This is a genomic window from Priestia sp. FSL H7-0729, assembly GCF_038005685.1.
Classification (GTDB): domain Bacteria; phylum Bacillota; class Bacilli; order Paenibacillales; family Paenibacillaceae; genus Paenibacillus.
In genome coordinates this window covers 254657-267647 of the sequence record NZ_JBBOTQ010000005.1, presented here as the reverse complement: position 1 = coordinate 267647, position 12991 = coordinate 254657, and the positions used below count along the sequence as shown (strand labels likewise).

Here is a 12991-nt window from a genome sequence, read left to right as displayed (position 1 = left end):
CCGCTCCTCCTTCGCGACGCTACTACGTTTGATTTACCGCGTACCCCCGGTGCTGCAACTCATCCAGTGCGGCTGCCACATCTCGTTCAGGACACAACCGCTTAATCAGGCTGGCAGTCACCGTCTTTCCTTCATATACTTCCGCTACGGCTTCCAATGGCACATCATGCATATCGTAGTACCCTTTGGCCCAATCAACATAATCTTCCGCGTTCTTATTCATATATCCTAACAAAAATTCTGCGCCACCTCTGGCGTCCGCTTTCTCTTCTTCGGCCATCGCCATCTGAATCCAGTTACCAACCTTCCATGACAAGTCGTTCCCTTCCTGCCATAGACAAAAGGTTACATCCTCCAGATCCAATATCTCCTCCTGATCCCTTAGAACAGCCATTAACGTCGCCGGCACTTCATCGTACATGCCTGGATAGATCTCACCATCCTCACGAGCGTGCGGACTTAAAGGTGACTCATGATCAAATCCCTTGATCAACGTGCCTGAGTTCGTAAACAAGACATGCAGATGATCACCTGCGCCGTTATTGATGCTCCCCCATGCCACACCTGGCTGAAATTCATTTTCGAATTGATGAACTCGTAGCCATTCTTCTTCCGAAAAGATGATATCCAGTGCGGCGAGTATTCTCATCCGTTTACGCAGGGCATCTGTACTCATCATCGTTGTCTCGTTCCAATTCTGCACAGGTATCCCTCCTGTTCACATATGTACACTATATCCGGATTAATTCATTCAGCGAGTTATTTCCCTGCATACTTGGTTTCATGACAATCGCGATCCGACTGACTTCTCTGGAGATGATACACGCATAGTTCCCTGGCTTTAATTGAAGCAGGACCCCTTCACACGTTTCATCCGGCTCCAGTTCACCGCCAGTAACATCATCTGCCGCTCCCAGATAGACGTGCCCAGACGGAACTTGCAGATGATATACCTTTTCCCGTTCCGCTACATCATCTGAATCTGACTCTACCTCTGCATCCTCCAGGCTCCACTCCACCTCATATACTCCGTCCGCACCCAGATTCAGGAACAGACAATGACCTTCATTCACCTCAGCCAGCTCATCTTCCGGAATGGACCACCAGTCCGAAGTATCCTCTACACGATGCTTTAGCGCTGCCAGATCATACAGGCACAATGTTGCCGTATCGGTAACCATTTGAAATGTCCCTCTCATATTCTCCCGTCCTTTCGGTCTGAATCAGATCTGACCCCAGAAATATATTCCATCATTATATCAAGCCTGATGCACGTGGAAAAGGAACCCATGAACCATCTCTACTCGCGCAACTCTTCATTTCTCGCTCCAAACGGTCGATATAAGCATAACTGACTTTTTTGAACTTGATGGAGGAAGCCATGTCAATAAACAATAGAAAAGAACCCTTTCGCTACACTTTGAAGGAACCGATCAGTTTTGAGATCTATATTCTCAGCATCAACGGAGTCAATGCACCACCGAAACCCATTCAGGCTGAGTTATGTGATATCAGTCGGTCCGGCTGTCAGCTGTCATTTCCGCTGTCTCTTCCTGTAGAGAACAACGATATCCGGATCGGAATGAATATGCTGCTCTTTGAAGACCCTTTATACATGGAAGGCACTCTCCGCTGGGGTCAAGAAAAAAATACATCATGGCACTATGGTGTTCAGCTCGAAATGCAGGACGGGAACCAAGATCGTCTCTCCAGAGAGATGAGAATGCTTGCAGGACAAGGTAAAATAATCGTGAAATAGAGAGTGGCCATATAGCTCTGTAATCAAAAAAAAAACAAAAAAAGCAGCCCAATCAAGCTGGACTGTCTCAAGATAAAACTTATTATGCCGCTTTGCTAACGGTCACGGGTTGTTCCATTTTGGACCAATTGACGGTTTTTTCAAGAACGAGTGAGACCACTACACCAATGACGAGACCGTTGCTTATGATCGGAACGAGGTACATGGGCAAGGTTTGAAAGGCTTCAGCAGGAATATTCATTACAGCAACTCCTGTGAGAACCGGCAATGCTACACGATAGATCGTCTTAGAATTAAATGTCGTCCCTTCAAGCGTTCTGAGTGCCGTACCGAACATTTGAAGATACGCCACGAATAGAACCGCGCTGCCAACGCTTGGTGGTATTTGTGCAAAGAAGGCTGTGACAGAAGGTGTAAGACCTATTATACATAACAACCCCGCTCCAATAACAAAGGCAGCACAACGCAGAATACGCGTACTCTCCAGGAAGCCGATCGATGACGCAAATAAACCAAATGGCAGCACACCTACACAGGCTGACAACATCGAGAATAGACCTGTTAACGCGTAAGAGCGTCGGTACTGATGGCTTGTTGTCTCTGTCTGATATAGTTTCTCTACCGTACTTAATGTGGTGATTGAATTCGTCATATTCACCAACCCCACGAAAAATGCAGTAATAACAATGCCTGGTTCCCATCTAGGTGCTCCCCACGGAAACAGGGTGAGACCTGCCGAAGTCTGATTCGGCTGTCCACCATGTTGTCCAGGAAACAATAAACTATAGGCGATCCAGCCTGCCACAATTCCAATCAGGATCGCATAGTTTCCCAGCTTCCCCTTACCCTTTAATTGAATCCAGGCGACCAGAAATGCAATGACAACGGAAAGCGCGGCAACCGGCAAATCAAAGCGGCCAAACTCCGTATATCCAATCATGCCTTTGAAAAAATTCATGGTTAATTGAATCGTCATTAGAAACAACATGGCACTCTTCACCATGGGCGTGAACAGCTTTTGCAGCACTTGCGCTGCCCCCAGCCAACCCAAAATCATCATTGTGAGTCCTGCTAACAGAAAACCAGCAGCCAATCCACCACCAATACGTTCCAGACTCATACCGGCCGATGAAGCAGATACCGTTAAACTTAGCGTTAATCCCCACCATAATCCTGACGGACCATCCATAACCGCATATCGATGACCGAATACGGCTTGAAAAATACATACTGCTCCAGTAAGTATGAATGCGTTCTGCATCGAGGCTGCGATTGCATCCGGGGACAGATGAAAATTATGTCCAATGGATAGCGGAACAACAACAGTATTGGTGAACAGGAAGAAAAACCACTGTATACCTGCCAAAATCAGTGAAGATACGTCCTTCATATTCTTTTGTAAAAAATGCTCTTGATGTCTGTTCATTCGTTTGGAATATCCTTTCACTGTTCTGTATCATAAATGTATAAGTCTCTTCAGGCTTGGGTTAATAGTAGTTCCATCTCGACATACCGATGCCGGCTCGCATGTGCAAGCGGTGTAATCCCGTCCCGATCCGCGATCTTTGGATCTGCACCATATTGTAAAAGCAAGGCAACAATCTGCTGGTGACGCGGCCCACCATCTCCCAAAATGACCGCTTCCAGCAAGGCTGTCCACCCCAGGTTGTTGATATGGTTCACATCCACATCACTGCGTGTCAGCAGAAGCTCCACAATGTCCACATGGCCCCGATCCGCTGCAGGGATAAGGGCTGTGCCGCCAAAACGATTTGTTAACCTCGTATCTGCACCTGCTGTAATCGCCAATTCGACCATGTCATACATCCCCTCGGCACTCGCGTATAACAGCAGGTTGTCCAATCGTGCATCCCGAAGATTAATGTCGGCTCCGGCGTCCACTAACATCCTTGCCGTGTCTGTCTTGTTACCGTGCACCGCTGCCAGCAGTGGTGTCCGCCCCAATGCATCCCGTTCGTTCAACCGGTTACCCTGTTGTGTGATAAATCGAATGACCTCATCGGTATGGCCCGCTTGAGCAGCATCATGTATTGTTCTAACCACGTTGTTTTATCCTCCAATTCAAGGTCTTTCTCATACAGTAATATTCATATAGAAACCAAACCCTGTTAGTCAGGTATGCAAATCTAATGTATGGTAACATAAGATCGTAGTATATTAAAAATACATGTTTTGTTGCCTTTCCATACGAATTACATATACATTGCAGGCGAAGGAGAACAACCACTTGGATATCAAACAATGTCGCTATTTCATTGCCATTGCTGAGGAGAAACAGATTACAGCAGCAGCCCGAAGACTTCACATGGCTCAGCCACCCTTAAGTCAGCAGCTTAAATTGATGGAGGAAGAGCTTGGCGTAATTTTGTTTGAACGCAAAGGGCGTATGATGGAACTAACACAGGCGGGTCGCAGCTTCTATGATTATGCGGTTACCTTGACCAAATATATGGAGGAAGCTGTAATGGAGATGCAAAGTTTCCGTCACGGCATACGGGGCAAACTCGCCATCGGCATCAATACCATATCGGATCGTCTGATCCCGCAAGCCCTACAGCAGTTTCGTACCACCCATCCACAGGTTACCTATAAAATTCAACAAAATGAATCGGCGCAATTATGCCGATTGCTGGAGGATGGCAAAGTTGAACTCGCCTGTGTACGCATGCCTGTCCAGACTGAACGTTATGAGGTGCTGCATCTGCCACAGGAGCCCCTTTTCTATATTTCTTCAACACCGCTCAATAGTCCGACAGAGATGGGATCAGGAGTGGAGATGGAGACTTATTTCAAGCAGCTTACAGGTATCCCTCTACTGCTTCCAAGTACAGAAGGACTTGGTATGTTCGAGCTAATTTTGGACAAATTCCGTGAGCATCAAGTTACGCCAACCATCATGGGTGAGTGCTCAGACATTAATATGTTACTGGAGCTGGTCCGACTCGGCTTCGCCAGTTCCATCGTGCCTCATACGGTACTGCAGTTATACCAAGAGCACCCTTTCCACGTATACCGAATTCAGGATCAGCATTCAACTGTCGGCTCGGCGCTGGTCTGGCTTCAGAACCGTTATCTGTCCAAGCCTGCACAACACTTTGTGCAATTGGTACAGGGTATGCTTCCTGTGGTGTAAAAGGCTATAAGCCAAAAAAACAGCAGCTCTACCGGATTACATCCATTCCGGTGAAGCTGCTGTTTTAATCGTATAATTAAGCTTTAGCTGTGAACAGCAAGTCTTTTTCTTTGATCGTCGTGCGACCAGCAGACTCAATGGACTCATACTGATGCATGTTTGTAATAATAACAGGTGTAATCGTGGTGTAACCAGCTTTTTCGATCTGTTCCCGGTCGAACTCCATCAATACATCACCTACGGTAACCTTCGCACCTGCTTGAACTTTAGGAGAGAAGAATTGACCTTTCAGCTTCACGGTATCAATTCCGATATGAATCAACATCTCTGCGCCAGTATCACTTACCAGACCAATGGCATGTCCACTCTTCGATAATGAGAATACTGTACCATTGATTGGAGATACCACACGTCCTTCAGATGGTTGAATCGCGAATCCTTTACCCATAATCTCTTCAGAGAATGCAGGGTCCGGCACTTCGCTCAGCGGTTTAACTTCACCTGTGATCGGGCTGAATACTTGCTCATCTTGTGCTTTTGCTTCTTCAGTTACAGCAGCAGAAGTTGTTGCTGCTGGTGTTGCCGGCTCAGCTGCTGGTGCAGCCACTGGCTCCGATGCATTTTCTTCTTGGAATCCAAGAATGTACGTCAGAAATGCGGCAGCGACGATGGCAATCAAACCACCAGCCAGAGCGTAGAGCAGTGTACTAATTGCCGGGCTGATGAATGCTGCCACACTCGGCAGACCTGCAAGTCCTGTGATAACGTACGATTTAACATTGAAGATACCCATGAATCCACCGGCAACCGCTCCCCCGATAAGGGCTGCAATAAACGGTTTTTTGAACTTCATGTTGATACCATACATCGCTGGTTCTGTAATCCCCATGATAGCCGTAAGACCTGTGGAATATGCAAGGGATTTGGTTTTTCCATTTCTCGATCTGAGACCTACACCAAATGCTGCACCACCTTGTGCCAAGTTAGCCGCAAACATCAATGGGATGATAAAGTCGTAACCCAGTGTTGTCATTGATCCAACAACGATTGGCAGCAACGCATAGTGCATACCTGTGATAATCAACAGTGACATCGTACCACCAATCAAGATACTTGCGAAGATGGACATGTTATCGAACAACCATGAAATACCACCAGACAAACCATTACCAAGAACCGTACCCAATGGACCTACTGTCATCAACGTCAGTGGAACCATAATCAACAGGGTAACCGTTGGAACAACCAAAAGTTTCAATGAAGCATGTGTTACACGATCAACGGCTTTCTCTACATATGAAGCAATCCAAACTGCTAGAACAATCGGAATAACTGTAGAAGAATACGTTGCCGCTATAACTGTAATCCCCATAAAGGATGAGTTGTGACCATCCGCCAGCAGTGCTGTAATGGTCGGATGCATAATCCCTGCTGCGAGCGCTGCGGCAATATACATATTGCTACCCAGTTTACGTGCAGCACTGATTGCCAGAATGATCGGCAGGAAGTAGAATGCACCGTCACCAATCGCCGACAAAATGATATAGGTTGAACTAGTGTCGGACAACCACCCAAGTGCGACAAAGATGGCCACGATACCTTTGATCATACCTGCACCCGTAATTGCAGGCAGGATTGGTGTAAACATACCTGAGATGAAGTCGAACAGCGCACTTATTGGATTTCTCTTTTTCTTCTCCCCAGTTGAAGCGCTTGAGGTTGCATTATCTGTGGTTGGGGATTTGGACATGTTGCCAACGAGTGCGTTATACACGATAGGTACATCGTTACCGATGATAACCTGGAACTGTCCACCGTTCTCCATCACGCCCATAACGCCTGGTGTATTTTTCAGCGTCGCTTTGTCCGCTTTTTGGTTGTCATTCAGGTTAAATCTGAGTCTTGTCATACAGTGTGTGACTTGATCGATATTCTCTTCGCCACCAACAAGCTTCAAAATATCCTTGGACAATTGTTGTTTATCCATTGTGTTTTGCTCCTTTTATGTGTAATGAAGGTTAAAAAAAAACCTAAACACTGAATAATGACAAAGCAGAAAAGCTTATCATTATTCAACGTTTAGGTTTTGCCTTTTTAGCAGTAACAATCCCAATTTTATTCAATTGATTGTTCATTTCTGACAACGCGTTCAATATGAATGGTCAGATACAGTATTTCTTCCTTGGACAACACCCGATTATAGATCTTCCGGGTATAGTCACTTATCCTTACTGCACAGGCATGTGCTTCCGGATACTGCTTGCTTACCAAGTCATGAAGCGGATTATCTTCTTCTTTATCTTCAATCGCCATTCCTTGCAACACACGTTGTGCAAAGAACTTCAGATGAGTTAAAAATCGATAATAACTCAACGAATCTTCATCAAGCTCGATCACAAAACTACGTCTTACGATATTAAGAATGTCCTTAACGATGTTTGTAATACTGATCGTTTCCCTCATCTCACCGTTCATCTGGGCATTGACCAGATGCATTGCAATGAATGCGCATTCGTCTTCGGGAAGCAGGACACCTAACGTTTCCTCAATAATCTGTAGCGCCTTGAGTCCAATGGCATATTCCTTCCGATACATGCGCTTGATCTCCCAGAACAGTGCGTTACGGATCTGCAATCCTTGACGATGTCGGTCAATGGCAAAATGAATATGATCCGTCAGTGAAATGTAGATGCTCTCATGCAGCTTCTCACCTAACACCGTCTCGGCATAACGGATAATTTCATCCGAGCACTCGACATATTCAACCGGGATATCAGACAGAAGTGTTTTAAGTTTCTGTGATACTTCCTTACTTTCAAGCGAGAATATTTTTTCGACGAGACTCTCGTCTATCGATTCACCAGTATGCTTTTTGAAGGCAATTCCACGTCCCATAACAACCAGTTCGTTTCCTCCCGGATCAATTACGGTAACTACGTTGTTGTTCAGCACCTTCTCAATTTTCATTTCTTCACATCACCTTGCACCGTCAAAGTAGTAAAAGGCAAAACCAAAGCAGGTCACGAAACATGCCCGCCTCTGGTTTTGCCTGATTGAACAGTAACAATCCAGTATTCATTAGCCTTAGGCCCATCTTACCATATAATTATCCATATGACAATGTTTTTGTGAAAGCGGTTAATGTGCGTTAATGTGACATAAGAAGGTGCTTGTAGAACTATGCTTATAGAACTAGCATTTACTCGTTGTTGTTCTTAAGACTTGCGCCATTGGTACTAATAACTTCCTTGTACCAGTGGAATGATTTTTTCTTGTAACGATCCAATGTTCCTGAACCATCATTGTTGCGGTCTACATAGATGAAACCATAACGTTTCTTCATCTCTGCTGTTGAAGCGCTCACCAGGTCAATACAACCCCATGACGTATAACCCATCACTTCTACGCCATCCTCAAGCGCTTCGCCCACTTGTACCAAGTGGTCGTTCAAGTATTGGATACGGTAATCATCGTTCACCGTTTTATTGCCATTTTCGTCTGTGATCAGTTCATCCACTGCACCTAGCCCATTCTCGACAATAAACAATGGTTTCTGATAGCGGTCCCAGTATTTGTTCAAGGTTACGCGCAGTCCTTGCGGATCGATCTGCCAGCCCCACTCACTCGCTTTGAGATAAGGGTTTTGTACACCTGCGAACAGGTTTCCTTTTCCTTCGATACGTTTCTCAGGATCACCAGTCTCACAGATACTTACATAATAACTGAACGAGATAAAGTCTACAGTATGCTTCAGAATTTCAGCATCGCCGTCTTCAAACTTAATATTGATATTATTCGCTTTGAAATAACGATTAATGTATTTCGGATAGTAACCACGTGCATGGATATCAGCAAAGATATCATTGCGCTGTTCAGCATGCATCGCTGCAACCACATCATCCGGATTCGGAGTCAACGGATACGTAGGCATGCTCAGTACCATACAGCCGATTTTGGCTTCTGGCATAATTTCATGACCCAGCTTAACAGCCAAGGCACTGGCTACCAGTTCATGATGGATCGCTTGGTACAGATCCTGCTTGGACAGTTCTGCTTTTGGCGTATAGATTCCGCCGCTCATGAATGGCTCTTCCAGAATGGAGTTGATTTCGTTAAACGTCAGCCAGTATTTAACTTTGCCTTTGAAACGGTTAAACAGCACTGTTACATAGCGCTCGTAGAAATCGATCATTTTACGGTTAACCCAGCCATCATACGTTTTGGACAGATGCAGCGGTGTCTCATAGTGAGAGATCGTTACGAGCGGTTCAATGCCGTATTTGTGACACTCATCGAACAGGTCATCATAGAATTGCAGACCTTTCTCGTTTGGCTCCAATTCATCACCTTTAGGGAAGATACGGGACCAGGCGATAGATGTACGGAACACTTTGAAGCCCATTTCAGCAAACAGTTTAACATCCTCTTTGTAACGGTTGTAGAAATCGATACCGATCAGTTTCAGGTTATCTTCTGTAGGTGCTTCTGTTCTAGGTGTTGTAATCCCGTGTGGCATTACATCTTGAACAGACAGACCTTTGCCATCTGTATTATAAGCTCCTTCAAGTTGGTTGGCTGCTACAGCGCCGCCCCATAGGAAATCCTTCGGAAATGGTGTTGTCATGTCAATCATTCCTCTCTAATTAACGGTATTTTCATTCTTTGTTTAAATGCATTACTCTATCCTTTGCCGACATGAAAAAGCGGACAATCTCCAACTAAAAGGGCCATCAGGAAATTAGATTCCTTCCATGCCAACTTTTGTGTTAGGTTTTGCCCGCTGTTTATGCGGTAACAATCCTTGTAACGAGAGAATTACAGCTGCTCACCATTGCTGGAGATTACATTTTTGTACCAGTCGAACGAATCTTTTTTGGAGCGTTTGAGTGTTCCGTTTCCTTCGTCATCCAGATCCACGTAAATGAATCCATAACGTTTGGACATTTCGGAAGTGGACATGCTCACCAGGTCAATCGGACCCCATGCTGTGAATCCAATCAGATCCACGCCATCTTTGATGGCTTCTTTCATTTGTTCGATGTGTTTTTTCAGGTAATCCACACGATAGGAGTCATGGATCGAACCATCTTCTTCAACTTTATCATAGGCACCCAAACCATTTTCCACGATGAACAATGGTTTCTGGTAACGATCCCAGAAGTTGTTCAGGGTTACGCGCAGACCGATCGGATCGATTTCCCAGCCCCAGTCGGACGCTTCCAGATAAGGATTTTTCACGCCACCAGTCAGGTTGCCGGATGTCTCTGCTTCGTTGGCAGAAGCCGATTTGGTCACGGACATGTAGTAACTGAAGGAGATGAAGTCAACTGTATTGTTCAGCAAGATCTCATCATCGCCTGCTTCTTTTTGAATGACAATGTTATTCTCTTCAAAATAACGAGCCATGTAGTTCGGGTACTTACCGCGAGCATGCATGTCTGTGAAGAAGAGGTTGATCTGATTCTCATGTTGAGCCAGACGAACATCTACCGGATTACATGTTGCTGCATAAGTTTCCATACGCGCAAGCATACAACCCACTTGGGAACCAGGGATAATCTCGTGTGCAAGCTTCGTTACCAATGCGCTTGCTACAAATTGATGATGCAGCGCTTGATATGTTGTTTGCAACTTGTTGTCCACTTTATCGATCAGAATGCCGCCGCCAGTGTACGGGCTGAACAGCATAACGTTAATTTCATTAAACGTCAGCCAGTATTTCACTTTATTTTTATAACGGTTGAACACCGTCTCTGCGTAACGAACGTAGTGCTGGATTACTTCACGACCAGCCCAGCCGTTATATTTTTGTGTCAAGCCAAGCGGTGTCTCATAGTGAGACAATGTAACGAGTGGCTCAATGCCATATTTCAATAATTCGTCGAATACTTCATCGTAGAATTTCAGACCTGCTTCATTTGGCTCTTGATCATAACCGTTCGGGAAAATACGTGCCCAGTGAATGGACAAACGGAATACTTTGAAGCCCATTTCAGCGAATAATGCAATATCTTCTCTAAAGTGATGATAAAAATCGATACCAAAACGTTTCGGGAAACGTTCTTCAATTTTGCCGGAGAGGATCTCTTCAATTCGGGAAGAGGAAATTTCCATGGCATGTCCGCCTGTACGCTTCTCTTTGGGAACATGAGCGATCATGTCCGCTGTGGAGAGGCCCTTGCCGTCCTTATCGAATGCACCCTCCAATTGATTGGCAGCTGTAGCGCCGCCCCATAGGAAGTTTTCGGGGAATCCTTTTTTTGCCGTGGTCATGAACAACAACCTCTTTTCGAAATTTATTTTGGTTTTTCCAGGTAACGAACTGTAATGAAGAGCAGAAAACAAGAAAAACCTAAACTCAAGGTAAAATAGCACCAAAAAAAAGGGGCCTTCATTTCACCATCAGTTTAGGTTTTGCCTGTCTTCACAGTTACAATCCATCAAAAGATGTTATTGCATATTCTGTTGTGTTTGCTCTTGTAATGTAAGCGTAACATATCTATTTTGCAAAATCAACTTCACTAGATCATATGATCGTTCGCCACAATCTCACCATCGGAAAAATTAACGCGGCATACGCAAAATGGCTGCCCTTAATGCCTGCGCTCCTTCCTCCGTTTTCAGGTAAGTAGCAGGACTTTGGTCCTCTAGAGCCGGGATATCTTTCTCTATCCATTCAAAAGCGTATTCCCCCATTTCACACAAAAGCACCCGACTTATATCCTCGGGAATCCCTTGTAATCGGGCACGTTCTACCCACGCAGGGTCCAGCTTTTGTCCAAGTTCTTCAAACAGTTCGAAAAATGAGTCCCAGTTTGCCTGATTAAACACACTTAAATACATATCTTTCATACTCATGTAACTTCACTCCCCATATCGCCATTTGTAACCCTCTGGTCCTATATCACACAATTCATCCTTAAGCCGCTTGAAACCACTTCTGTAACAGGTAGACTTAATTTTAAATGTTTTTCGGGGGAAAGAACAGTCAAGGAGGATTCAAAAATGACTCAAGAAGAAAATACATCGGGTTGGGATGCGATTGACAAAGCTATCGAAGAACTGTACGGGGAACAGGAACCGAAACATTATGGCACCTCCATTCCTTATATGCTCGGAGGTCCCGATCCACTTGATGGCATTAGCGTTTATGCGGTCAACTCACCTATGCCTCACTGGCATTTTGTCACATATGGTTTCTCTGAATTATATGAAAAAGAGATGCAGGATGCATCCAAGAGCGGGTATGGTTTTGAGCTCACCTTTCGGCTTACACGCAGTGAAGAGGAGACTGACCCGCCAGCTTGGGCGCTGAATCTGCTACAGAATGTAGGACGTTACGTGTTCAACAGCGGAAATATCTTTCAGCCAGGAGATTACATGGACGCCAATGGTCCCATCTGTCTGGAATCTGATACTTTGCTGACTGCTCTCTCGTTTATTGAAGATCCGGACCTACCTGCGATCTCTACGCCTAATGGTTCAGTGCAATTTATTCAGATGGTTGGCATTACAGGTCGGGAACTGGAAATGATTCAAAGCTGGAATGCTCGTGGATTCCTGTCTGCCTCCTCCATGTTCATGCCCAAATATGTGACGGATCTGATGAGAAATTCGTACGCAGATATTCCTTCGGTTATACAAGCGGTCGAGCATGGAATCGAACAGGACGGGTCCAGCACAGCGTTTTTATTCATACAACAACTGGGTTGGGAGTCCCCTCGCAAAAAATTGCTACAAAAAACAGTTCCGGCCAAACTCCAGCTTGGGGCCAAACAAGCCGTATTAGTTGGCACCATCCTTCGTAGCCGGATCTCGAAAGGTGTATCTCTGTCCTTGATCGGACCTGATACTAATATCCTGTTCGAAGCCGGAGAGGCTCCTGCAGTGCTGGAATCAGATAAACAAGTTACCCTGGCGGTGAACACACAAATTGTTGAGGAGCTGGCTCAGAACCTTCGCCCGGTTGAAGGAACATTCGAGATACCTTCATTGGATGATATGCTCGTTCAGATCGTTAGAACAGAAATCAAGGATCAGGAAGGACACGTCATTCAAACGATTGGATGAGAACTGTG

At 45.2% G+C, this 12991-nt stretch carries 12 protein-coding genes; 3 read left to right on the top strand and 9 right to left on the bottom strand.

Annotation, left to right across the window (positions count from 1 at the left end; all coding sequences use genetic code 11):
• Positions 1-22 precede the first annotated feature (22 nt).
• A complete protein-coding gene (locus tag MHH93_RS14460; RefSeq protein WP_500054592.1) occupies positions 23-703 on the bottom strand; it encodes a hypothetical protein in 681 nt (226 codons plus the stop codon).
• A gap of 28 nt (positions 704-731) precedes the next feature.
• The gene (locus MHH93_RS14455; RefSeq protein WP_500054591.1) at positions 732-1199 is read right to left on the bottom strand and encodes a DUF6386 family protein; all 468 of its coding nucleotides are present in this window, start codon (positions 1197-1199) and stop codon (positions 732-734) included.
• 182 nt (positions 1200-1381) lie between these two features.
• On the opposite strand from MHH93_RS14455, the gene MHH93_RS14450 reads away from it, so the two are divergent.
• Entirely contained in the window at positions 1382-1759 is a 378-nt protein-coding gene (locus tag MHH93_RS14450; RefSeq protein ID WP_062835701.1) for a PilZ domain-containing protein, read from the top strand.
• Between the two features lie 82 nt (positions 1760-1841).
• On the opposite strand, the gene MHH93_RS14445 is transcribed toward MHH93_RS14450, so the two are convergent.
• Together MHH93_RS14445 and MHH93_RS14440 are read right to left on the bottom strand one after the other, a co-directional pair.
• Positions 1842-3185, bottom strand: coding sequence for a uracil/xanthine transporter (locus tag MHH93_RS14445; RefSeq protein WP_500054590.1), 1344 nt, complete (start codon positions 3183-3185; stop codon positions 1842-1844).
• A gap of 50 nt (positions 3186-3235) precedes the next feature.
• Positions 3236-3823, bottom strand: coding sequence for an ankyrin repeat domain-containing protein (locus tag MHH93_RS14440; RefSeq protein ID WP_500054589.1), 588 nt, complete (start codon positions 3821-3823; stop codon positions 3236-3238).
• Positions 3824-4007: 184 nt separating this feature from the next.
• Between MHH93_RS14440 and MHH93_RS14435 the strand changes: the two genes are divergently transcribed.
• On the top strand, positions 4008-4913 hold the full coding sequence (locus MHH93_RS14435) for a LysR family transcriptional regulator (protein WP_500054588.1): 906 nt from the start codon (positions 4008-4010) through the stop codon (positions 4911-4913).
• Between the two features lie 76 nt (positions 4914-4989).
• Here MHH93_RS14435 and MHH93_RS14430 read toward each other — a convergent pair whose 3' ends face one another.
• From MHH93_RS14430 to MHH93_RS14410, 5 genes are all read right to left on the bottom strand, one after another.
• Positions 4990-6900 carry a beta-glucoside-specific PTS transporter subunit IIABC gene (locus MHH93_RS14430; RefSeq protein WP_500054587.1) on the bottom strand — a complete coding sequence of 637 codons (1911 nt, stop codon included), beginning with the start codon at positions 6898-6900 and terminating at the stop codon, positions 4990-4992.
• A 128-nt stretch (positions 6901-7028) separates the two neighbouring features.
• Entirely contained in the window at positions 7029-7880 is an 852-nt protein-coding gene (gene licT / locus MHH93_RS14425; protein WP_500054586.1) for a BglG family transcription antiterminator LicT, read from the bottom strand.
• Positions 7881-8112: 232 nt separating this feature from the next.
• Positions 8113-9537 (bottom strand): glycoside hydrolase family 1 protein, encoded by a 1425-nt coding sequence (locus tag MHH93_RS14420; RefSeq protein WP_036617361.1) that lies wholly within the window; start codon positions 9535-9537, stop codon positions 8113-8115.
• Between the two features lie 191 nt (positions 9538-9728).
• Positions 9729-11186: a glycoside hydrolase family 1 protein gene (locus MHH93_RS14415; protein ID WP_278298729.1), complete on the bottom strand. Its 1458-nt coding sequence runs from the start codon at positions 11184-11186 to the stop codon at positions 9729-9731.
• A gap of 291 nt (positions 11187-11477) precedes the next feature.
• Complete coding sequence (locus tag MHH93_RS14410) at positions 11478-11771, bottom strand: hypothetical protein (RefSeq protein ID WP_500054585.1); 294 nt, start codon at positions 11769-11771, stop codon at positions 11478-11480.
• 147 nt (positions 11772-11918) lie between these two features.
• Between MHH93_RS14410 and MHH93_RS14405 the strand changes: the two genes are divergently transcribed.
• Positions 11919-12983 (top strand): suppressor of fused domain protein, encoded by a 1065-nt coding sequence (locus tag MHH93_RS14405; protein WP_500054584.1) that lies wholly within the window; start codon positions 11919-11921, stop codon positions 12981-12983.
• The last annotated feature ends 8 nt before the right edge of the window (positions 12984-12991 follow it).